The organism is Phaeodactylibacter sp. (assembly GCF_022763345.1).
GTDB lineage: Bacteria > Bacteroidota > Bacteroidia > Chitinophagales > Saprospiraceae > Phaeodactylibacter.
Window position 1 is genome coordinate 25,446 of sequence record NZ_JALEGS010000012.1, and the last position, 21,845, is coordinate 47,290.

General features: G+C 46.6%; 20 protein-coding genes. 4 read left to right on the plus strand and 16 right to left on the minus strand.

Annotated features, from left to right (window positions below):
• Positions 1 to 63 precede the first annotated feature (63 nt).
• The 5 genes from MRY86_RS02290 to MRY86_RS02310 all read right to left on the minus strand — a co-directional run bounded on the left by MRY86_RS02290 (position 64) and on the right by MRY86_RS02310 (position 4,411).
• Positions 64 to 444 (minus strand): DUF3127 domain-containing protein, encoded by a 381-nt coding sequence (locus MRY86_RS02290; RefSeq protein ID WP_293568950.1) that lies wholly within the window; start codon positions 442 to 444, stop codon positions 64 to 66.
• Positions 445 to 556: 112 nt separating this feature from the next.
• Positions 557 to 1,183: a 16S rRNA (guanine(527)-N(7))-methyltransferase RsmG gene (rsmG, locus tag MRY86_RS02295; protein ID WP_293568952.1), complete on the minus strand. Its 627-nt coding sequence runs from the start codon at positions 1,181 to 1,183 to the stop codon at positions 557 to 559.
• A 1-nt stretch (position 1,184) separates the two neighbouring features.
• Positions 1,185 to 1,865: an RluA family pseudouridine synthase gene (locus MRY86_RS02300; protein ID WP_293568953.1), complete on the minus strand. Its 681-nt coding sequence runs from the start codon at positions 1,863 to 1,865 to the stop codon at positions 1,185 to 1,187.
• Positions 1,852 to 2,823 (minus strand): glycosyltransferase family 2 protein, encoded by a 972-nt coding sequence (locus tag MRY86_RS02305; protein ID WP_293568955.1) that lies wholly within the window; start codon positions 2,821 to 2,823, stop codon positions 1,852 to 1,854. Before MRY86_RS02305 ends, MRY86_RS02300 begins: the two co-directional genes overlap by 14 nt.
• Before the next feature lie 4 nt (positions 2,824 to 2,827).
• Positions 2,828 to 4,411 carry a glycosyltransferase family 39 protein gene (locus MRY86_RS02310; protein WP_293568957.1) on the minus strand — a complete coding sequence of 528 codons (1,584 nt, stop codon included), beginning with the start codon at positions 4,409 to 4,411 and terminating at the stop codon, positions 2,828 to 2,830.
• Positions 4,412 to 4,654: 243 nt separating this feature from the next.
• On the opposite strand from MRY86_RS02310, the gene MRY86_RS02315 reads away from it, so the two are divergent.
• Together MRY86_RS02315 and MRY86_RS02320 are read left to right on the plus strand one after the other, a co-directional pair.
• Complete coding sequence (locus tag MRY86_RS02315; protein ID WP_293568959.1) at positions 4,655 to 5,068, plus strand: MaoC family dehydratase; 414 nt, start codon at positions 4,655 to 4,657, stop codon at positions 5,066 to 5,068.
• Between the two features lie 75 nt (positions 5,069 to 5,143).
• Entirely contained in the window at positions 5,144 to 5,767 is a 624-nt protein-coding gene (locus MRY86_RS02320; protein ID WP_293568961.1) for a DinB family protein, read from the plus strand.
• Positions 5,768 to 6,223: 456 nt separating this feature from the next.
• On the opposite strand, the gene MRY86_RS02325 is transcribed toward MRY86_RS02320, so the two are convergent.
• The 8 genes from MRY86_RS02325 to MRY86_RS02360 form a co-directional block, all read right to left on the minus strand.
• Positions 6,224 to 7,546: a hypothetical protein gene (locus tag MRY86_RS02325; protein WP_293568963.1), complete on the minus strand. Its 1,323-nt coding sequence runs from the start codon at positions 7,544 to 7,546 to the stop codon at positions 6,224 to 6,226.
• A 3-nt stretch (positions 7,547 to 7,549) separates the two neighbouring features.
• Positions 7,550 to 8,347 carry an outer membrane lipoprotein-sorting protein gene (locus tag MRY86_RS02330; protein WP_293568965.1) on the minus strand — a complete coding sequence of 266 codons (798 nt, stop codon included), beginning with the start codon at positions 8,345 to 8,347 and terminating at the stop codon, positions 7,550 to 7,552.
• Between the two features lie 2 nt (positions 8,348 to 8,349).
• A complete protein-coding gene (locus MRY86_RS02335; protein ID WP_293568967.1) occupies positions 8,350 to 10,941 on the minus strand; it encodes an MMPL family transporter in 2,592 nt (863 codons plus the stop codon).
• A gap of 953 nt (positions 10,942 to 11,894) precedes the next feature.
• On the minus strand, positions 11,895 to 12,371 hold the full coding sequence (locus MRY86_RS02340; protein WP_293568969.1) for a DUF3368 domain-containing protein: 477 nt from the start codon (positions 12,369 to 12,371) through the stop codon (positions 11,895 to 11,897).
• The gene (locus MRY86_RS02345; protein WP_293568971.1) at positions 12,368 to 12,607 is read right to left on the minus strand and encodes a UPF0175 family protein; all 240 of its coding nucleotides are present in this window, start codon (positions 12,605 to 12,607) and stop codon (positions 12,368 to 12,370) included. The genes MRY86_RS02340 and MRY86_RS02345 overlap by 4 nt, the downstream gene beginning before the upstream one ends.
• A gap of 733 nt (positions 12,608 to 13,340) precedes the next feature.
• Positions 13,341 to 14,285: an alpha/beta hydrolase gene (locus MRY86_RS02350; protein WP_293568972.1), complete on the minus strand. Its 945-nt coding sequence runs from the start codon at positions 14,283 to 14,285 to the stop codon at positions 13,341 to 13,343.
• A 95-nt stretch (positions 14,286 to 14,380) separates the two neighbouring features.
• Complete coding sequence (locus MRY86_RS02355) at positions 14,381 to 15,886, minus strand: serine hydrolase domain-containing protein (RefSeq protein ID WP_293568974.1); 1,506 nt, start codon at positions 15,884 to 15,886, stop codon at positions 14,381 to 14,383.
• Entirely contained in the window at positions 15,883 to 16,071 is a 189-nt protein-coding gene (locus tag MRY86_RS02360) for a hypothetical protein (protein WP_293568976.1), read from the minus strand. Before MRY86_RS02360 ends, MRY86_RS02355 begins: the two co-directional genes overlap by 4 nt.
• Positions 16,072 to 16,842: 771 nt before the next feature.
• Here MRY86_RS02360 and MRY86_RS02365 point away from each other — a divergent pair.
• Together MRY86_RS02365 and MRY86_RS02370 are read left to right on the plus strand one after the other, a co-directional pair.
• Positions 16,843 to 18,648 (plus strand): helix-turn-helix domain-containing protein, encoded by a 1,806-nt coding sequence (locus tag MRY86_RS02365; protein ID WP_293568978.1) that lies wholly within the window; start codon positions 16,843 to 16,845, stop codon positions 18,646 to 18,648.
• A gap of 216 nt (positions 18,649 to 18,864) precedes the next feature.
• The gene (locus tag MRY86_RS02370) at positions 18,865 to 19,512 is read left to right on the plus strand and encodes a hypothetical protein (RefSeq protein WP_293568980.1); all 648 of its coding nucleotides are present in this window, start codon (positions 18,865 to 18,867) and stop codon (positions 19,510 to 19,512) included.
• Positions 19,513 to 20,503: 991 nt separating this feature from the next.
• Here MRY86_RS02370 and MRY86_RS02375 read toward each other — a convergent pair.
• From MRY86_RS02375 to MRY86_RS02385, 3 genes are all read right to left on the minus strand, one after another.
• The gene (locus MRY86_RS02375; RefSeq protein ID WP_293568982.1) at positions 20,504 to 20,872 is read right to left on the minus strand and encodes a DUF6567 family protein; all 369 of its coding nucleotides are present in this window, start codon (positions 20,870 to 20,872) and stop codon (positions 20,504 to 20,506) included.
• 114 nt (positions 20,873 to 20,986) lie between these two features.
• Complete coding sequence (locus tag MRY86_RS02380) at positions 20,987 to 21,301, minus strand: hypothetical protein (protein WP_293568984.1); 315 nt, start codon at positions 21,299 to 21,301, stop codon at positions 20,987 to 20,989.
• A gap of 72 nt (positions 21,302 to 21,373) precedes the next feature.
• On the minus strand, positions 21,374 to 21,844 hold the full coding sequence (locus MRY86_RS02385) for a hypothetical protein (protein ID WP_293568986.1): 471 nt from the start codon (positions 21,842 to 21,844) through the stop codon (positions 21,374 to 21,376).
• Position 21,845 lies beyond the last annotated feature (1 nt).

The window sequence follows — 21,845 nt, forward strand, 5'->3', positions numbered from 1 at the left end:
TATAAAAAAAGCCCTCGGAACTTCCAAATGAGAAGCCGGGGGCTTTTTTTGAGCGTACCATTATTAGAATGGCAGGTCGTCATCCGCCTGACTGGCCGGCTCATCGTTGGCAGAAGGGAATTCCGAGTCCGGGAATCCGGAATCTGCAGATTGCGGAGCTGCGGTGGGAGCCGCATTCGCACCACCCTGCTCCAGGCGCCAGGCATTCAGGTTGGTGAAGTATTTGCCATTCCACTCCCGGCCACGCAAGTCGAAGTGGACTTTGATCATCTGCCCTTCCTCAAAGGGGTCAAGCAGGGCGCAGCGGTCCTGTACCAGCTGGAATTTCACAAACTGCGGATAGTTGCCCTCGGTCTCGATGACGAACTCCCGGGCCTGGAATGAATCGGTCTTTTGCTCCGTTTCGTATTTCTTATGTAGCTTTCCTTCTACTTCGAATGACATAGGATGGCGTTGTTAAGTGGTTTAATAGTAGATGAGCAAAGGTAAGAAATCTTGGGGGCTATGCCGCAGCAAAATCGGATGGATTGCGAATGTAGGCTGGGCAGTGTTCTGCCTACCCCTGAACGTACACCACATACTTCTCAATGTAGTAATCCATCTTAAAGTAATCCGTAATTGGGAACAGCTCCACATAGTGGCCTTTGCCGAGGGCTTTGATCTCACTTTTGAGGTCGCCCCCCTTGAGGGTCAGCAAGCCGTTGGGCAGGGCGTGGCGTTCTTCCCGTTTGAGCAGGCGCTGTGTCCAGGGCACGAGCTTATCGAGGCTGGCTACAGCCCGGCAGACCACAAAGTCAAAGCGGTCTTTTAGTTCCTCTGCCCGGACGTGTTTGGCTTCGGCATTGTCCAGCCCGATGGCGTCGATGATTTCCTGCACGACTTTGATTTTCTTGCGCGTGCCATCGATGAGGGTGAATTGCACATTGGGGTAGAGAATAGCGAGGGGGATGCCCGGCAATCCGCCACCGGTTCCCAGGTCCAGGATTTTGGCGCCCGTCCGGAACTTCACCACCTGCGGTATCGCCAGCGCGTGCAGGATATGGTGTGGGTACAGCTGGTCGATGTCCTTACGGGAAATGACGTTGATCTTATCGTTCCACTCCCGGTACAGGGGGCCGAGTTGTTCAAACTGAGCGATCTGCTGCTCCGTCAGCTTGGGAAAGTGCTCGAGTAAAGCTTCCATATTAATCGTTGAGGTTAAAGGCATTCCATACCGGATCCTGCTGGGGCAGTGGTGCGGTAATGGTCTCTTCCTGATTGGATACCGGGTGGCGGAAAGTCAGCTTCCAGGCATGCAGGTGGATAGACCGGTCGGGATTGCTCCGCCGGAAGCCGTACTTGACATCACCTTTGATGGGGCAGCCAATATCCGCCAGCTGTGCCCGGATTTGGTGGTGGCGCCCGGTATGCAGGCGGATTTCCAGCAGGTGGTAGTGATCGCTGCTGTCCAGATACCGGTAGGACAGCTCTGCCTGCTTGGCATCTTTCTGAGGATCTGAATAGGCAATAGTTTTGTTTTTTCGACCGTCGCGCCTGAGGTAATGGACAAGCTTGCCCTCCATCGCTTCCGGGCGGTTGGCAACGGCAGCGAGGTAGACTTTTTCCACCTGCCGTTCACGGAACTGCTCATTGAGGTGGGCCAGGGCATTTTCAGAGCGGGCGAAGAGCACGACCCCGCTTGCCGGACGGTCCAGCCGGTGTACCAGACCCAACGTGGATTTGCAGTAGATTTCACCCAGTTGATCCATGGCCTTGTCCCCGGTTTTATCGGTTGTGACCGGCAGCCCGGCAGGTTTATTGAAGGCGATAAGCTGATTGTTCTTGTAGAGCACGAGCTCGCCGATGTCGAATTCAGGTTGTGGCATTGGCCGTTGTTTTTTGTTCTGTGCCGCCTTTGGTGACGCGGCGGATTTTGTAAGGGCGTTTTTGCTGGGACTCGTAGTAGGTCCGCATCTGTATTTCCACCACAATACCGATGGTGATGAGCTGAATGCCGCCAAGGACCAGCATCAAACCCAGTATAAGCAGAGGCTTGCCCCAAATATCCTGCCCCAGGATTTTCAGCACTCCAAGATAACCATTGATCAGCAGACCAACGAGGAGGAGGAGTACGCCAGTATTGCCAAAAAGGTGCATGGGGCGCTGCATGTACTGCTTGAGGAAAAGCATCAGCAGGAGGTCGCTCACCACCTTGAAGGTCCGACCGAGCCCATACTTGGACTCCCCAAACTCCCGGGCGTGGTGCTTGACGGGAATCTGAATGATGCGTGCGCCTTCCAGGTGAGCCAGTACCGGAATGAAACGGTGGAGCTCGCCGTAGATGCCCATATCTTTGGCAATCTCAGACCGGAAAACCCGGAGCGCACAGCCGTAGTCTTTCAAGTGCACCCCTGAAGAGTTGCGGATGATAAAGTTGGCGATCATACTTGGAATCTTGCGGAGTATCCAGCCGTCTTTGCGCTTGGCACGTTCTCCAGCCACCATATCGTAGTCGCCTTCTTCCGCCAGTTTGAGCATGGCCGGAATGTCGGAAGGGTCGTTTTGCAGGTCCCCATCCATGGTAGCGATGTACTCGCCCTCTGCGGCGTCAATGCCGGCCATGAGCGCGGCACTTTGCCCATAGTTTTTCCGGAATTCCACCACCTTCAGCCGGGGGTGGTCAATGCTGTACAGCTCCCGCAGGGTATTGTCCGTAGAGCCATCGTCCACATAGACAATCTCGTAGTCCATCCCGTCGAGTGCGGCGGTAATGCGCTTTACCAGCGGTTTGATGTTCAGTTCTTCGTTGTAGACCGTGACGACGGCTGATATTTTTATTGACATAACACTAGAATTTCACAATATCGTAGACTTTTCCACCATGCCGCATCAGGAGCTCGTCCTGTTTTTCATAGGGCACAAAGGGATAGGCTTTGGGGTCAATGATGTAGTAAGCCGAGGTGTCGTGCGTTTCCCGGTCAATGGGAATAATCCGCCCTGCTTCACGAGTCATATAAAAGGACGTCATCGGCTGCCATTCAGTATCTTTATAAACGCGTAAGTCGGCCGATTGATATTCGGCTGCCACCCTTAGGGCATCTTTCCGCACCACATCGCCAAAATCATTGGCATGCCGGTCGGGCAGCGCAAACCAGTTGAAGGCGATACGCACCACCAGCAAGACAGCCGCTGTGGTCAGCAACCGGGCTTCGCGGAACCGCCATGCGCCGTAGGCCAGCGCGCTCAGCACCACAAACAGGCTCAGGCTTTTGGCCCATAGCCAGGGGGTGCCCTGCAGGCGTTCCATAAAGAGGGGCGCCAATGCCGCGGGAGGTAGAATGAGGCAGCAAAACAGCAGTAGTTGCATCGTCACCCGGTAGGGCCAGGGCCGGTCTACCTTCTGTTGCTCGTGCAAGTACAGCAGCGTAACGAATAACAAGGGGACGATCATGAAAACGTACCGGGGGTGCACCTTAGGCGCCGTCCAGTACACGGTGATATTAACCAGGAAGGTCAGAAAAACAAAGGCGATGAACGGGTGCTGCCAGACCTGTGTCCACGATCTCCTGCGAAACAGGTACAGTGCCAGTAAGCCCCACGGCATAAAGTGGTAGATAAGCAGCTCAAAGGGGTAGGTGAACAGGTGGAAAAGCGTGAACCAGAGCGGATAACGCCCGGCGGTACGCTTGGCCGATTCGTTGAACAAAACCGAAGCTAATTCCTCCAGGCTATTGTACTGCAAATAAGTCGCATAGTAGCTGCCCACCACCGCCAAAAAGGTCAGCCCACCCAAAATATGCTGCCACTGAAACAGGCGGCGGAACTGCTTTTGGTACACCAACCAGGCGATGAGGGTAAACCCCTGAAAAACCACCGAAGGGAGCCCTTTCATCAGAAAACCCACTGCGGCCAGAAAGTAAGAACCGGCAAAAGCAGCCAGCCACCGTTCCCGTGCCGCCAGGTGGTAGAAGACCATAAATGACAGAAAAGTCACCCAGGAATAGCTGATGTCGATCAGCCCAAGAAAAGAATCGTAAAACAGGATACGCCCGCAGGTCAGGAACGCCAGGGCGCTCAGGAAGGCCATCTCATGGCTGAAGTGCCGGCGCACAAAGTAGTAGATCGTACCGCAATACAGCAAAAGGAAGGCCACGGTAGGGATGCGGATAGACCACTCGTCCATACTGCCGGTCAGCTGGAAAACGCCCAGTAGCATCCAGTTGTAGACCGGTGGTTTTTTGTAGTAAAACTCCCCATGCAACTGCGGGACGATGTAGTTGTCGGACAGCCGCATTTCCAAAGCCACCCACGCCCGCAGCGCCTCATCGTCAATGAGGGTGAGCACGCCCAGGTTGATGAGCAGGGCGGGCAGTACCAGTAAAAGGATGAGCCCGTAAAGCCAGTGTTGATAACGTTTTGTGTTGCGGTCCAAAAACTTAGGTTTTCAAATTTGGGGGCAAAAGTACGCTAAGAACTTGGCTTAAAACTACTTACATGGGTATTAATTCCTTTTCGGGGTAGGTTTTTCAATGCCAGGGCGAAAAAAAGGTAAGATTCGGTGGTTTCCATACCGGTACGGTGCACCTGTAAGCAAGCTATTTTTGGCAAGAGCTTACAAAGGCCCCGGCCTGACAAGCAGAAAAACCTTTATATTTCCGCCAAATCAATACGCCACATGCCAAAAGTAACGCTCAACAGCACCTACGAATTCACCAAAACCTTCCAAGCCGAAGATGTTGCCCAATTTGCCGGGCTTTCCCAGGACGACAACCCCATCCACCTCGATGAAGCCTACGCAAAAGATACGGTATTCAAAGCCCGGGTGGTGCATGGGGTGCTGCTGCTTAGCATGTTCTCTAAGATATTTGGCACGATTTATCCCGGTCAGGGTGGCATCTATATGTCACAAAGCGCTGAATTCCTCCGCCCCGCCTACATAGGCGATGAGATTACCGCCAAAGCAACGCTGAACAGCTTTGAGGATAAGAAAAAACAGGGAGTGTTCTCCTGCCAGGCTTTCAACCCCAGGGGCAAGTTATTAGTAAGGGGAGAGGCTAAGATTTTATTCCCGAAAGCGTTTGAGTTGTAGAACAGCGACAAGCTTTCCATTTTCCATCCTTCATCAGATTTTATTTTTTAGTTTAGAGCTATTAAAAGATGAATCATGTTGCTACATATCATGCTTGGTGTTCAGGCCTTACTGACGATGGCTGTGCTGCCAAATGAAAGGATTACCGGAGAAGACATGAAAAACAATACGCGTAAGCACCTACACCCCGTTGAATCCGCCGGAGATGACCTCACGACCATGATGCGGCGTTATACTGCCTATAACCACTGGGCTAATCAGCAGCTTGCGGAGTGGTTACGCACCGCCTCTGAGGAAGGCCTGGACCGGGAAATCGAATCCAGCTTTTCCAGCCTGAAAGAAACCGTACTGCACATCTGGAGCGCCGAATACCTCTGGCTGCAGATTGTAAAAGATGAATCCGCGGAAAACAACCCTGCCAAGCATTTTAATGGCAGCAAAGAGGACCTGCTAAAGGGCTGGCTACAGGCCTCCGAAAACTTTAATACCCACGTACAAACCATGTCTCTTGAAGACCTGCAAGCCAAACGCCCGAAGTCGCGCGGAGAAGGCTATACGGCCATTGCCGACATGATCCATCACTGCATGAACCACAGCACCTACCACCGGGGGCAGCTGATTACGATGGGGCGGCAGGCAGGGTTGGGCAGCCCTCCGAGAACGGATTTTATCTATTATGTTAGCCTGCCTGGGGAGTAGGCGGGGTTGGAAAACTCGAAGACCAGACGTAAACAAACGGACTGCCGGGATTCCAGGCCGTATTTTTTCTGAATTTAGAATTTTACTTTCGACTCGTCCAAAAGGGATGAAGGCTAAAGCTATACTGACAATTAAGTGGTTTGCTACAGCAAACCTACTCAATGCCTGCCTGCGTACTGGTACTTCGGCAGACAGGTCAGCATTTACGCTGAGAAGTGGCTTGCGCTTGCCCTGACAAGCTATGCTTCGTCAGTGGCCGATGTCGCAAATCCAAGATTCCAGACGATGAATGTCTGGACTGTAAGCCCGACATTCATCGTTCCCCGTGCTGGCCGTCAGCGCCAGTAGGTGACCACTTCGTATTGCGTATACAATGGATTTTCTGCGTTTTATTTGCTCAAATGAAGGTTTAGCAACTTAGCTTGTGGCCTAAATTTAAGGGTGTAGCAACATGAGTTAATAATACCACGTAAGCCCGGCATAAATATTAGAAGTGGTTTGAAACTGTCCCCAAAAGGAGAAGTCATTCTTTCCTGTAAAGTAGTTGCTGCCCAGTTCGAACTGTAAGTTGTCCCTGTACTTGAAGGTAATGGTGTTTTTGGAGAAAAAATCCTTTTCATTGGGCGAGTAGTAGTTGAAGAAGGAGAATCGCAGCCGCTGTTCCAATGCAAAGTACTCCAGGCGAAGGGTCAGCATCGTCCTTACCTCATCCCGAAAGGCAAAGCCCTCGAAATTTTCCAGGTAGCGGTCGAAGTCGTTGATCCGTTCGATGTAAAGCTGTGTGCTCGCCGTAAAGTTTTTGACGACCTCTTTTTCAAAGCCGACTAACAAGCGGTCTTCCGAGTTCCGGATAGGCTTGAGCCTGTTGTTTTCATGATCTCTCGAAAAATAATGCCCATACTCAACATTAAAAACGCCGGTGAAAAGAGGTGTTCTCAGAGAAGCGCCGATCACTGATAATTGGGGAAAGAAGAACTGTCCCTGATCGTTGAAGCCTTCGGGTGTTTTCCAGAAGCCGTCGTAACCGTACAGGTCCAGTTCCACACCTTTGATAACCTTATGTACGCGAATTGCAAACTCGCTTTCAGAAAAGTATTCATCCCGCTCACTGGGTTGTATCATCGCCGATTCACCGACGATACCCCCTATAAAAGGATTGAAATACTCGATATTGCTGCCGTTGATGAAGCGGTCGGAGGTAAAACGGGGCGTCCATACCAGATCAAGCGTAAACCATTTATTGAAATTCGACAGCTTCACGGAATTGCTTGGTGCTTTCAGGTAGTTGACTTGCCGTCCGCTAAAGAAGGATTGCCAATCTTTGGGAAACAGGTCATTGATGAACAGCATGTCACCGGTACCCCAGGTCAGGATTTGCCGGCCCGCCTTTAGCTCAAAACTCGTCCCAATCGATTTACTAAAGGAGAACTCCCGGATATCCAATATCCCCACGCCATTTTCAACGTCCTCGAAAGGATCGGTTTGCAGCGGGCTGTACTTCAGATCCGTAACCAGGGCCAGCTCTAAATTATTAGTCGCGTACTTGTAATCAAATTGCGCGCGCGCTTCCCCAAGCGTATACCAGGAGTTTTCTTTCGACTGAGCGATACGTGGGCCAAAGCGCGCATCTAAAAAACCTTTGATTACGTAGGGAGAAACCTCCTCCTCTTCCTCCTCAAAATCAGCAAACAAATTCTCCAAATCATCATTTTGTGCCCATGAGGAGAGCGTGCAAAGTGTGCTAAGCAAGAGGAGAAGGCTACATTTAAAAAGGTGCATACACTAGTAATTTATTAATTCCATGGGAGCCTTTCTCAGGTATCTTTCTGAAAAGATACTGTCGTCGATATTGACATCGTACTCTACATCGGTGTAGCGATTGTAGGTTTCAACCCCTGTATCCAGATCTTTCATGCTGGAGATAATGACTGTTGGTTTACCCTGGACCATCTCCCATTTCTTATTTTCATAAATGCGGTACACTTTGCCCTTGCTGTTGTAGTACTCTATTTTTAGGGGGATAAAGCTTTTCTTGTCTACGTGAGCGATGTACTTTGAAAATTTCACCCCGCTTTTATCGACGGGAACACTTTCGACCACATAGGCGTCGCCGGTAGTTTTTAAGAGTTTGTGCTTATCTGCGCTCAACCTCCGACCCGATACATCTTCATAAAGGAACGTAGACCCCACAAAACTGGTTCTCTTGTCTCCTCCGGCAATCCGTTTTACCAGGTCGAGAGCGGGGAAGTACATCCAGCGGTCATCATCGCCTTCCATTTTTTTCCACACCAAAAAAACAGTGCCTTGCATATCTGTGGGGCGGTTGAAATAGACATAGAACTTCTGTTCGCCGTCCGCATTGGTATTGATGTTTTTGCGCAGTATGGTGAAGCTCCTCTTGCGGCTCCTGCCCTGACTGTCTTTGATCAGCATTTGCACCTTCGCACGGCCGTCTTTGCCATTGTAATAGGCAACGTGGTTGGCCTTTTTTATGATTTGATCAACCGATTGGGCATAGCCCGTCATTGAAAGGAGCAGAAACAACCACAGTGTGTGAACTATAATTAACCTCTTTCTCATGCTTAATTTTTAACGTCTTTAAATAATCTTTTTTCTAACAACTTAATTAAGGCAGGCAGGAGCAATATCGTTACCAAGCCTGCCGAGATCAGGATAGCTGCAATGAAAAAGCCAACGGTTTGATAGGGAACCAAGGGTGAAAACAAGAGTGGAATAAAACCAAATCCAACCACGAATACGTTTCGGACGATGGCTTTAGCAGGTTCCTCGAACACGATTTTACTGGCTGCTTCCCAACTAACCTGATTTTTGCGGATCTCTCTGGAACGTGCCAAAAAGTGGATGGCGTAATCCACAGCCAGGCCAAGCGAGAGCGAGGACAGTACAGCAATCGGAATGTCATACTCCTTGCCTGCAATACCAATTATTCCGTAAATCGTAATGATGGTAAGACTCAGCGGAAGCATAGATAATAATCCCCACCAAAAAGACCTGAAAAGGAAGAACATGATCACTAAAACGATGGCAAAAGAGCTCAAAAAGGCATTGAGCATGCCGAATACCATTTTGTCTTGCCAGATGAGGTTGATATAGGTCAGCCCATACCATTTCCCTTCCAAACCAAACGGCGCGGGGTTATCTTTCATAAACTGCTCGGTGACAGATCTTACCTGCTCCATATCGATGTTGTTCCCGGAGTTTAGCAATACCCAAACGTTGGCCACATCGTAGGTAGGCGTTGTAAAGTGCCACAAGTCGTTAGGGCGGTGCCCGCCCTGAAAGGTTACATAGTGTTGTCCCGCCACCCTTTTATTTTCGGGGATAACATAATGCTGGTCCTCGCCAGAATAAATTTCCCGGTTTACGATTTTTTGCAGATCCATCACGGATAGTGTTTTGCCCACCACATCCAGCCCTGACAATTGCGTCTGTAATTGTTCCAGATACTTCAAAGCTTCAGGGTTTTTGAAAATGGCAGCATCACTTTTCAAGTCACTGATGGTGTTTAAGGCCTCGTCATACACATCGTCCCCACTTTCAAACAGCAGATCATCTAAGCTGGACTCCACATTCAAGAGCCAATCCATGCCATTTAAGGAGGGATCCACATCAAAAACCGACTTATCAAGGGCTGGATAGCTCCTGATCAGCTCCTGCTGGACCTGGTCTTTGTCGATCTGCTCATTCGTGGGGCTAAGGGCAAAATAGGTATCGTAAGTCCCGGCAAGGTGCTTATTCATCTCCGTATCCGCGAGGCGAATGGGGTGGTCTTCTTCAAACCAGCGGGTGGGGTTATCGTTAACCACGATCTGCTGAATCCCCCACACGGAAATGGCGATAAGCACCAGGGCGCTAGCCACCACAGCTTTGGCGTGGTTGAAAGAGATTTTCCTAACCGAACTAAGGAAGACATCCAGCCAGCCTCTGTGGTCCCCGGATGCCGGCTTTTGTCCAAAGTTTTCCAGTGTTTTTCCGGGCAGCAACATGATGTAAGCCGGGATGAAGAGGATCGTCCATAGCCAGGCCATAGCGACGCCTATCGCCACAAAAATACCGAACACCTGTACCGGAGGAATAGGGGTTAGCACCAAGGCACCAAAACCAATCACGGTCGTAATAGAGGTGTATAGCATGGGCGTAAAGAGGTGGTTCATCACATAGACCAAGGCCTCTCGCCTGTCTTTTTTGGATTGGTAGACCTCAAAGAAGTCTGACAAAATGTGCACCGCATCCAAAACGGCAATCGGCATGATAAAAATGGGAATCATCGAACTCATAATGTGAATCGTGTTTCCCGTAAATACCAGAAGCCCCATACTGATGATAACCGAAACCAGGGCTACAATCAGCGGAGAGATTACCAACACCACACGCTTGAAAAAGGCGAGCATCAGCAAAAAGATCACCAGCATGGCAGCGGGGGCTGCAATGGCCATCTGCAGGAACATCTCAACACCAAATACGTCCTCGGCCACAGGAAGCCCTGCCACATGAAAGGCATCGCCATTACCTTGCAAAGACTCAATCTTCTCCCTTAGCTTCGTATAGATGTGGTAGCTAACATCCTTAGAGGAGATGGGTAGGGTCATTGCCAGCGCTTTTTCATCCTCCGAAAACATCATTCCCTGGATATAAGTCAGGCGAGAGACCTTCTTTTTCAGTGCTTCAACCTCCTCCATGTTTTGAGGGGGCGTTTGCATGAGCCAGTCGAAGCGCACAACACCTACCGACTCCTGCTCTATATTATCAGTCGTCGAAGGGGCCATAATATCCACTTCAATCACGCCTTCCTGTTCGCCCTCTTCATTTTCCCAGGTCAGGGTTTTGGCAAATTCAGCAAGCTCATAGATCTTCCGGAGTGTTTCTACATTATAAACCCCGTCTTCGTGGGTAGTATTGACGATCCCCACGCCGATCAACTCGTGCAGGTTCATCAGCTCTTTCATCTGATCGTGAAAAACCCGGACAGGCTCATCCTTGGGAAGCATGTTTTCGGGATCGGTATCCACTCTTATGGTGTGGAAGGCGCTGAAAGTATTGGGGAAGAAAGAAGGTAAAAGTGCCCCTAACAGCACAATCATAGCGGTCAGGATCATCAATCTGACGACCGCTTTGGGTTTGTTAATGGCAAAATGGATGACTTTTTCCTGCATTTATCCGGGGTTTTAACTAGTGGAGAAAAGACGTCTTACGGGCAGCTGTTATGGCTGTCGGGCACCTCCCCACTTGAAGGGAGACCCTTTTGCAAGAGTATTTTATATTCCACAATTGAAAGTCAATAAGGACGAGGCGAAGGTAGGGTTAGAGCGGGGCTAAAAACTGGACATCATTGGCTAAAATCCGGACATTATTGGCTGAAAACCAAATTATTAAGAAGCTGCACTGTTTATTCCAAGCTTTTCAAGGGCATGGGAAAGGCAAGGACAGGCAGGCTATTAAGCTTAATCTCTAAAATCGCAGCCTTTACCCCTTCAACACTGTCTGTAGCAAAGCAAGCAGGTGATATTGGTGCGATTTTAGGGAGAACAACCTTTATTCTAGAAGTTCATAACGGAAGATACCCAAGGCGGTAGACTGCCTCTGCAAGTACCTGCAAGTACCTGCAAAGGGCTGCAATTTTCCGGTGCAAATTTTGGTGCAAAAAATCTCAAATAAGGTCCCAATAACCCTCCATAAAACACAATTAGAAGATGTAGGGAAAACGGGCTGGAAGCCTAAAAGCCACATTCGGCGTGAATACGGCTTTTCATGAAAGTTTACTCAGCGGTCTCCGGCCGCCATAGCCCGGTGGGATTGAGAACAAAACACACCCTTTATACAAAGACCATAAAAACAGAAAGCCCGCCAACATCCTTTCGAATTTTGGCGGGCGAAGGCGGTCCGGACGGGTACGGAAAACCGGCCTAAAGGTCTGGTTTTCAGGAAACCCTTGGCTTTTGTAGCGTATTTTTTGAGGTTTTTTGCTTGACTCTAGTAGTTTCTTTTGCCACCCACCTCAAGACATGGGCTCTGATTGCCATCAGGTCGAACTCCGGTATATTCAGCCGGGTAAACCGTCTCAAAGCTATTGCCTGTAAGTTTTCTTATTTTCTTTAGTTCTGGCACCCTACAGCTCTCCAAGACCCTTTAAGACCCTTTCGATTAGTTTTTTGTCCAATCGAAACCCAATCTCAATAAGTTGATTGATATGCGGCTTAACAGCTGATATTGCTCCTTTCTGCTTAGCTTGGATCAAAACACCCAATATTCCCACTATTTTGATACCATATGAATCCGCGATCATTCTTCCTTTATACTCATCAATGATCAGGTATTTTGCCTGTTCCTCCATAGCCAACACAATGGATTCTGCTTCCCCAAGGTCGATTTCCTCCAACAATTGGACGATCATCCCTTGATCCTGAGGAGTTTTCACTTTTATCCAGTCAATTTGTTCAATTTGCTTTTCCTGATCCGGCAAGTGGTATAGTTCTCTTCTTACAGCTGGTGTTATCGTTATCTCACCGTAGAGCACATGAAGAATATCAATCAACCCAATTTGCAGCAAGTTGGAAATAGAAGAAGTATCACTAACAATGATCATAATTCGATACCCAGATTCTGTAAATCTTTTTCCAGATCTTCTGCTGTGTAATGAATATAGATATCTCGTTTGGCCAATTCTTTCTGGAAGCTAATCTGATCCAAGCCGGTCAAGTGCCTGGCTTGCCCCATACTCATCCGTTTTTTGTCGTATAAGTAGCAAGCTAGATCAACGAGGAGTTCCTCTGCTGACAATTGAGCTTTGGAAAGTGTATCATCGGTGATTATAAGGGCCATTATCTGTTTTTTTATGCCTTCAATTCATAACTTATCAAAAAAACAATCTTTCTCTTTTTTAGGTTCCTGTCAGCATTTTTAAATGTGGGCAACGCCAGCCTCCCGCAGAGCAGGGCAAGCTGTGAAAAACCGCCATCGTAAGTTACTGCTTTTTGATTTAAGCCGTTAGTGTTACAGCCTCATATTTGTAAAGAAAGCACTGCAAAACATCAACCAACAGCTGAACTGAGGCTAGGCCAAACAAAAGCTAACAACAACCCGGTAAAAACCTCCGAAAAATAGCGGTTGAGCTGAAGAGGCAGGTCCGGACGTAACGAATGGTATTGAGCTACTGACGATCCCGGGGATGTCAGCACAGGTTTCCCCAAACCACAACGCCTCAAGTAGGTATCTGAGTCATTAGCCTGCCCACACAAGAACGGCGTGAAAAGGCCAAATGCTACAAAGTATAAGCATGTATTTCACTAAAAAATTGTAGCAAAAAAACCTCAACAACCCTCAATAAGGCACAATAAAACACAATTAGAGAAATCAGGCAAAACGGGCTGAAACCCAATAAAAATACGTTTTATTTCAGCACTTTTGCAGCATTGAATTAAAGGGTTTTCGTCTTCCCGTTGGAAGGCTTAATTGAGGCTTTTGAGCAACGCTGCTCCTAAAATTAATGAAGTCCGATTGCAAGCAAACGGTCTGCCGGAATTGCGGGTAAGCCTTATTTCCTGAATTAGATGTTTCAATTTTTACTTAACCAGTCTAGAATATATTGAGTTGTTTCTTTAGGCTTTTCCTGTTGAATCCAATGGCCACAGTCTATACTCACTTCTTCCACATTGGGCACAAACGCTGATAATCTCTCAGATTTAGGAATCATATCCTGGTCACCATAAATCATAAGTGCAGGTTGTTGAATGACCGGATTTACCTCCGCTAATAAGTGCCAATTGCGGTCCAGGTTTCTATACCAGTTGATGCTTCCAGTGAATCCTGACGATTGGAAGGAGGAGACGAAAATGGCTAGCTCCTGTTCACTCATGACAGGCTCGCCCTGCGGGTCTTTAGCTCTGGCGAGATTGATCATTAACATTCCGGGCTCCGGAGGTGTCAGAGGTGTATTCTTACGGAATAGATTGCGGAGAAACTGCTGCGTGTGTTCATCCAGAATAGCATCTGCAACACCCGGTTGCTTATTGAAGTGGACAAAATAGTTATCGCTTCCCAAGTACGCTTCCATAAGCTCAATCCAGGGCTTTTCGCCTCGCTCTTGATAAGGCAGCGCCAGGCTGATGATTTTATTTACCCGTTCCGGATGTAATTGTGCCAGACTCCAAACGACATTAGCACCCCAGTCATGGCCAACAAATGTGGCCGCTGCGTATCCATAATAATCGAGCAGCGCAACCAGATCACCCGTCAAGTGTACAATGTCATAAGCCGTTATTTCTGCTGGCCGTGATGAATTACCATAACCTCTCTGGTTAGGGACAATGACGTGGTAGCCGGCCTGAACGAGTGCTGGAATCTGGTGCCGCCATGTGAAGGCATGTTCGGGCCACCCGTGGCAGAGCACAATGGGTTTTCCTTTATGCTGCTGGCCGGCCTCAAAGACTTCCAGTTCTATCCCGTTTACAGGGATAATAGTGGGCTGTGGAAATCTGCTTGTTTCCAAAATTGAATTCATATCGTTTATTTTTTCTTTAATTTTTTCTTTAATGCCGGTGACTAAGCGCCATTAGCTGAAGATGGATGGATTGTTTTCAATAACTCGCCAAAAGCCTATTGTCTCAAGGCTTTTTGCCCGTAGAGCGAAAATGACTTGAAGTTATCCTCTTGGAGGAAGGCCACTTCAATACCCGTATTGGGGTGCACGAAAGCGAGTTCGTCACCAACTACGGGAACAAGCTTATACTCCTCACCACTTGGAAAAATGAGCACTACGAGCTTCTCTTTTTCATCATACCTGATATTTAAGTCGATTTGATCATTCCATTTATACGCACCCGCCAGCGCTTGCAAAGTTTGGGTATCCCTCTCCTTGCGATGAGCCTGAGTTTGTTGAAAATGTTCCCAACCGTATACCTGTGCAGCAGACAGAAGGAGTTCATTACCCAGATTGCCACCGTTATCCGAGTTGATTAAGTACACCAGTCCATTACCGGTTGTCAGACTAATGGTCATAGCCGTTCTGTACCCCGCATTTCCTCCATAGTGCGTGATGGCAAGATCATCTTCGGTTTGGTTGACGATAAACCCATAAATATGGCCGTCTCTCTCGTCCTTTATCAGTGATTCTACGTCTGACTGAGAAAATATCGACGGTTTGCCTTGATAGGCATTATAAATTGCCGTCATGAACCTGGCAAGGTCCACAGCATTGCTCCAAAGACCAGCGGCAGCCTGCTCCGGATGGTTCCGCCAGCCGCCTTCCAATACCTCTCCTGAGTGGGTGTGCCCTTTGGCCACCCGGTTGGAGTCTGAGGCAGGTAAGGGTTGTGTAAAGGCCGAGTTTACCATATTGGCGGGTTTCAGTATCCACTTTTCCATGATCTCGGAGAACGATGCCCCATAGATATCCTGGAGCGCCTGCTCTGCCAGGGTGTACCCACCTCCGGAATAGGCCAGCGTTTCATTGGGTTCCCAAACCACTTCAATGGCAGGGGAATTAACGCCGTCGTTTCCCATTAGAATATCAGGGTCAGATGGCATGTCGAGGCTTCTGTTATAGCCCTGATAGCCACCGGCATTAATCCCGGAAGTGTGAGAGAAGATATTTCGAAACGTCACGGGGTTCTCTACAGTTTGTTTACCCTGAGGGAGTTGGAAGCTTTTCAGGTAGTCCCCGATGTTTTTATCCAGATCAATTTCTCCGGCTGCATGCATACGCAAGGCCGCCATAAAGGTGACCGGTTTGGACAGAGAGGCGGCCTGAAACAGGCTGGTGCAATCCAGTCTTTGACTTCCGGCTACTTCGGCATTCTCATAAGTCTCCGACCATTCGATCTGGCCTTCCCTGATGACCGCGAGGGACATTGCCGATATGGTGTATTCTGACATTTTATCAGCGATAGAGTTGAGTTGCTCTGGTTCGCCGATGAATTTCACTTTACCGCGCATACCATTTTCCAACCGAGCCTTGAGTTCGGCGGCATGCTCCTGATTTACACAACCCTTTGCCATTGTTGCTGTGTGCTCAGTATCAGCAGCCCTGTAGGAACATGAACCCAAGACAGTGAGCAAGACAGTAGGAAGGAATAGCCACTTCATATCTATATTCATTTTCATTCAGAGTTCTTGTTTTTCGAATCCAGATCCTGGTTTAATTCCTGTTTCCGTGTATAATCTATCGCCACACCAATGGCCAGTCCAAGGCTTATCCATAGCCCAGGGTTATCTTGTGCGACCCCTATGGCTATTCCCAGCAGGATTCCAAAAGCCATTCCGGGTATCCTGCTCCTGTTTTCTTTCATGCCTTAAATTTAAATTCAAGGCAAAGTAATAGATAAGCATATAGCCGAACGTTCGGAATTATAGACTGGAACCCAATCGTCTGTTTATACCTGCCTTTTCTGGTGCTCCTCTAGCATCATGCGCACTGCCATTTTAAATGCCGTATGGAATGTAGTCTTGACGCTGAAACCATTCAATAACCTTATACTTTTAAATTGCCCTGTCTTTGGGGAAGGCCGTGCCTTTACCCGGGTAAAACCTCTGTGAGGATTAGTTCCTGAACGTTAAGCCTTCATCCAGCTCTATTTCCACAAAATTTTTGCCTGGGATAGCCCTCTTAAATTTTTCATTTCTTCAGGTCGATACAGGTTACCAGGCGCCGGAACTAAGGGTTTTCGGCTTTCCATTGGAAGACATAATTGAGGCTTTTGAGGAAGCACCGTCGATGTAAATAAGTAGCAATTGTTTGTAAGATGCCTGTTGAACTTCCACGCATTCACTTTTTGAGTTTTGGGATTTTCACATGCTTACTTGTCCTAAGGGGTTAAGTTTTTCCAACCCAGCTTGTGTTGTAAAATTTCAAGGGTATTATAGCCAGACCTACGCATGAAACTTGCTTCTTTCGATACGGGTTTGGAGTGAAGGCTCGCCATGGTTTCCATATTCAATGAGTTTGGTCTGCAGCCCAATTGAGTCATATGTACGGACCGTTTAGCTACAACCCGGAATAAAAACCCTAATTTGAAGTTTTCAATATCATTTCGAAGAAACTCTAATATGGCATAGTAAAAATGAGCAACCATCTGCCCATATCTTCATCCAATAAATCCATTGCGGTTCTCCCTTTTGTTAATATGAGTGCCGACCCTGAGAACGAATACTTCAGCGATGGCATTACTGAAGAAATAATCAACGCCCTCACCACCGTGGATGGCTTGAAAGTCATTGCCCGCACCTCCTCTTTTGCATTTAAGAATAAAAATATAGACGTGCGAACCATTGGTAATCAGTTAGGAGTAAGTACAGTTTTGGAGGGGAGCGTCCGGAAAGCCAAAAACAGGGTTCGTATTACAGCGCAGTTGATCAGTACTGACGACGGCACTCACTTTTGGTCAAAGAATTTCGATCGGGATTTGGAGGACATATTCGCAGTACAAGATGAAATAAGCTTACACATCGCTGACCAGATCCGGGAAAATTTTGGCCACCTCAATATTCAAGAACATTTAATTGAAGCACCAACACAAAATATGGAGGCCTATGACCTTTATCTTAAAGGCCGCTACCAGCATTTAATGTGGGATGGTGATGGGATAAGAAATTCAGTAGAACTCTATGAGCAATGCGTAATGATAGACCCTTCATTTGCTTTACCCTACTTTGGTTTGGGGTATAGTTATGCCATGTATGGATCCTGGGGGAATAACAGCGCATTATTACAGTTGTCAGAAGAGAACCTTAGCAAAGGTTTTAAACTGGATAAACAATCCTACATAGGGTATTTTTGTAAAGCTACACTACTTTTTTGGGGTAAATGGGATTTCATTAATGGCCATAAAACCTTTCAAAAAGCAATAGAACTTAATCCATCCTATACGGAGGCAGAAGAAGGTTTATGCGAACTGTATACCGCAGTAGGTTATTTTGAAAAAGCGCTATGGCATGCTGATAATGTTTTAAGAATAAACCCCTTGTCCCCTAATCATTATTTTACCAAAGCGAATATTCATTATTTAAAAGAGGACTATACCAAAGCGCTGGAATGTATAGAGACCTCCTTGAGCATCAACCCCAATTTTACACATCCCATTGCATTAAAACAACTCTGCCTGATTCTTACAAAAGATTACGAAAAACTAGATGACTTCTTGAATAATACCTCATTGGCAGAGAGACCAGAAGAATGCAGAGTGTTATACAAACTAGTAAATCCAGAAGACAAGACTGATATTGATATCAGCAGGGTGAGCTCAATGATAAAAGAAGATTCTGGAGGAGCACTTTTACCCTGGCAACTTTTTTTATTGGTCCATTTGGGGAAACACGAAATGGCATTGGACTCTTTGGAAGATAATATCAAAATGCGCACCGGTCAAATCATAAACTTCATGAATATTCCACTGCTTAAACCTTTGCGCCGGCATAAGCGATTTCAGGAATTAGTACAAGCTGCTTTCCGAGAAGAACTATTGCCACCTAATCCCGAAATACAAATACAAATCACTCCTGCTAAAGCACTAATGTCCGCTGCTGAAATCGATATGGTTTTAGAAATCCTTGGCAAAGGAATGAAGGAAGAAAAGTGGTTTCTAAACCCATCTTTATCTTTACGCTCGCTTGCCGAAAACGTGAATACTAGCAGTAACAAGCTTTCCTGGTTGCTGAATGAACGGATTGGCCAAAACTTCAATGAATACACCAATAGACTTCGCATGGAGAACTTCAAAGAGATGGCCTTAAATCCTGACAATCGCCATCTTACCCTATTAGCACTAGCTTATGAAAGCGGCTTTAATTCTAAATCGGTATTCAACACTTACTTTAAAAAAACGGAGGGGATGACACCAAAAGCCTGGGTGAAGTCTAATCAGGTTTGAGCCTAATCAAAAGTGTCAAATCTTACCATAAAGTACCGAATTTCATTTCAAAACGATTAGCCTTCCTTTCCACGCCATCTTTGCATTATCAATTCGATAAAGCAGAGTAAATAATCATTGGTTGATGATTTCTTTCCTCTTTACCAAAAGAACTATATGTTAAAGGGAAGCACTTTGTAGAAATCGGATTTTTCACGAAAGAACAAAAATGTTACCATGAAAAATCTATTTGCGATTCTTTTATTTTTTTGCACACTAAGTGCTTTTGCTCAAACAAACTCAACAGAGGATAAAGAAACGGAAGTTACCCATAAATGGAGGGTAAGTATGCCTTATATTGTTCCTGATGAGCTTATCTCTGGTTATGACGATCGAACAAGTATTCAAATGGTAGAATTCCATGTAAAACGCAACCTGGATAATAAGAACATCGTTGGGGTAAAGTTTGCCACCTGGCGATTATTTCAACCCATGGGAATCACCTGGTGGGATGGTGTTGTGGATAAGATAGATTCCGGAACTGAATATTACGATGGATATTTAAGGGAAACAGGAATTGGCATCACGTACCAACGCATGCTTTGGAAGGGGCTGTTTGCAGCTGTTGAAGTTCTGCCACAGATTCAAACCTACACGGATTTAGACGGCAATAAAATTAAAAATGGGTTTAAGGTGTACAACTCGCTTCATTTGGGCTACCATGTGGCATTTGGAAAGAAAAAACGATTTTTCATAGAACCTCAGGTTCATTGCAACCAGTGGATGTTTGACAACAATTCTCCTGAAGGATTTAAGGAGATGGATGATAAATATGGAAACGTCTTTCTTTTTGAGCCGAACATTTACTTTGGCTGGAAATTTTAAGTTGTTGTCTGACAAGCCAGGATTAATTAATCCTGGCTTGTCAGACTATTGAAGTTAAAGGAGCTGGCACTACTGCGACTAGGCCGAAATATTTTCCAGTCTTCTTACCATTGAGCACTTGCTGGTGCTAGGCATTAACTGTCAAGCATCTGTAGACTTATGCTTCTTAAGACAGTCAATAATTGTAAAAAAGGGCTTAAAAGGGCGCAAAAGGGCAAGGAGAGAAAGCAGGCAAAACGGGCTAAAACCCAATAAAAAAGCCGCATTCGGCGTGAATGCGGCTTTTCGTGAAAGTTACTCAGCGGTCCGGACGGGTTCGACGAAGCAAACCTAATGCTCTGAATATCAAAAGTATATTTTTTGGTGTAGAACTGCCGTAGAAATACCCGGTTTTTTTCAATCGCGGTAGCAATCGAATAACTTTGAGCGAAGATCAGTAATAGGTTGCTAATTTTTTTTTCAGGCTGTAACACCCTGTAAAATAAGGGCTTATTGGTCAATTTGGTTGAAAAATGCTAGTTTTTTTGAGTTTTACTTTTGCTGCGCGCTATTTATTATAAAAAAAGATGAATAGATTTTTAATTGTAATTTCAATCGTACCGACGACCTACTATCGTACAAATACGAGAATTCACCTAAAGCCAGCTGTTGAGAGAGGAATTAGAGAGCAGAAACGATGCCCCAAGCCGCAAGGAGGTGGCGAAACGGCTAAAGACACAACCCGTGTTCATGAAGGTGACACCATTATGATTACAGCAATTACGACTAACATGAGCTTCGGCTACACACTCTTGGATGAAAGCCAGGCAAGGCAGGTATGGTATGGTGCTTGGCCTAAATTTCAGTAGGATAGTTTTACAATGATTGTCTTGAATCGCTATCGATAGTTCAGGTTCTGTTTAGCTCCTGAAATATTCGGAATATAGGTTACGCGCCAGTTGAAGGCTTATTTGACTGACCGGCGCGTAACCTATTAGTAATCAAACATTACTTAGCCCTTATCCGTGAATTCAATCACATGAGCAGAGACAATCACCTCGAAAATCCGGACAAATGGAAAAAAAGAGTGCTTAACCTCCACTGTCTCGTTAATGACGGCCTTGGAGCTTCCAATGAGGTTGGCATTGGATAGCATCTCTGACCTGGCTTCTGCCACCAATGCTTTTTTTGATATCCCTCCAATACCGAAAATGTACATGGCTTGGGATTCGCCCTGGACGCTTGCGACCACTTTGAAGTTGTTGCCGGAAAGCTCTACTTCGGTGGTGTGCAAATTGGCATTTGTTGTCAATCCTGCATGGATAGCGCAGCTTGAAGAAAGGAACGCTAGCCCAATCATCAAAATAAAGGCTTTTTTCATTTGTTTGAATTTCATTTGATTCCTACTCGTATGGCTTTTCAGAAGACGCCCCGTTTTTTTAAGTGGGTGCTGGGCTCCACTTTTAACCTGAGTTTTGGATCAATTGAACTTTGATCAAGGAAAGACAAACTCAAATCGGTCTCCGCAGCTCAGGTTTCTTTCTACTTCCTGGACGGTTGGGAAGAGAATAAACCCGCTCACTTGTTCTACTTCGAACTTGTAAAAGCCTTCGTCCAGCTCGCGCTCAATAAAAGTGTTGGGCTGGACTACCGCTTCAAACTGACCGTTAATGAATAGGTTGTACGGATTACTTGACGTACATGTAAAGCGGACTTCCGCTTTGGCGCATCCAATGTCGTTATCTTCGTCGCAACTGGAGAAAGAGAGCGTGGCAAAGATGGCCAGTAGGATAAAAACTAAGTTTTTCATGATATTTAGGGTTGATGAAAAATTGATTTTCTTTTCTTGTGCTGCAGGATTTTTAAGCACCTATCTCTGAATTTATCTAATCTTCACTACTTCCCATAGGATGTAAATACACCTGACAAAAGCAGAGACTAGCATAGTTGTGCCAATAATGACCAGGTACAAAAGTCTTCTTTCGCTCATTGAGCTGGAAGATCCAGACAACAGAGAAAAATACAGGAACAAACCAACGAAAACCAGGCAGCTAATAAAATAGATTCTCAAGACTTGCCCGTATCCTTTACTGTTGAAAAAAAACTCTTTTCCTGAATTGGTGATTTCGCCTTCGTCGTATTCTTTGACGCCTTGCTTGATACTGGCTAAAATTGCTAATGCGGCCAGTACAAAGCCTCCAGAGCTAAGAGACGCTGAAATTAATTGGTTACAGATTTCTATCAGGCTTTCCTTGTTATACTTGAACATGGTGAACCTTTCTTCACCATAAAAATGGATAAGCAGTGCCAGTATGATTCCTAATACGATATCGGAAACAATTGGGCGCTCCAAA

Bases quoted from the DNA above. Each gene is read 5' to 3' on its own strand.
- MRY86_RS02290 (WP_293568950.1), bottom strand. From the start codon at position 444: ATGTCATTCGAAGTAGAAGGAAAGCTACATAAGAAATACGAAACGGAG.
- rsmG (WP_293568952.1), bottom strand. From the start codon at position 1,183: ATGGAAGCTTTACTCGAGCACTTTCCCAAGCTGACGGAGCAGCAGATC.
- MRY86_RS02300 (WP_293568953.1), bottom strand. From the start codon at position 1,865: ATGCCACAACCTGAATTCGACATCGGCGAGCTCGTGCTCTACAAGAAC.
- MRY86_RS02305 (WP_293568955.1), bottom strand. From the start codon at position 2,823: ATGTCAATAAAAATATCAGCCGTCGTCACGGTCTACAACGAAGAACTG.
- MRY86_RS02315 (WP_293568959.1), top strand. From the start codon at position 4,655: ATGCCAAAAGTAACGCTCAACAGCACCTACGAATTCACCAAAACCTTC.
- MRY86_RS02320 (WP_293568961.1), top strand. From the start codon at position 5,144: ATGTTGCTACATATCATGCTTGGTGTTCAGGCCTTACTGACGATGGCT.
- MRY86_RS02325 (WP_293568963.1), bottom strand. From the start codon at position 7,546: ATGCACCTTTTTAAATGTAGCCTTCTCCTCTTGCTTAGCACACTTTGC.
- MRY86_RS02330 (WP_293568965.1), bottom strand. From the start codon at position 8,347: ATGAGAAAGAGGTTAATTATAGTTCACACACTGTGGTTGTTTCTGCTC.
- MRY86_RS02335 (WP_293568967.1), bottom strand. From the start codon at position 10,941: ATGCAGGAAAAAGTCATCCATTTTGCCATTAACAAACCCAAAGCGGTC.
- MRY86_RS02340 (WP_293568969.1), bottom strand. From the start codon at position 12,371: ATGATCATTGTTAGTGATACTTCTTCTATTTCCAACTTGCTGCAAATT.
- MRY86_RS02345 (WP_293568971.1), bottom strand. From the start codon at position 12,607: ATGGCCCTTATAATCACCGATGATACACTTTCCAAAGCTCAATTGTCA.
- MRY86_RS02350 (WP_293568972.1), bottom strand. From the start codon at position 14,285: ATGAATTCAATTTTGGAAACAAGCAGATTTCCACAGCCCACTATTATC.
- MRY86_RS02355 (WP_293568974.1), bottom strand. From the start codon at position 15,886: ATGAAAATGAATATAGATATGAAGTGGCTATTCCTTCCTACTGTCTTG.
- MRY86_RS02360 (WP_293568976.1), bottom strand. From the start codon at position 16,071: ATGAAAGAAAACAGGAGCAGGATACCCGGAATGGCTTTTGGAATCCTG.
- MRY86_RS02365 (WP_293568978.1), top strand. From the start codon at position 16,843: ATGAGCAACCATCTGCCCATATCTTCATCCAATAAATCCATTGCGGTT.
- MRY86_RS02370 (WP_293568980.1), top strand. From the start codon at position 18,865: ATGAAAAATCTATTTGCGATTCTTTTATTTTTTTGCACACTAAGTGCT.
- MRY86_RS02375 (WP_293568982.1), bottom strand. From the start codon at position 20,872: ATGAAAAAAGCCTTTATTTTGATGATTGGGCTAGCGTTCCTTTCTTCA.
- MRY86_RS02380 (WP_293568984.1), bottom strand. From the start codon at position 21,301: ATGAAAAACTTAGTTTTTATCCTACTGGCCATCTTTGCCACGCTCTCT.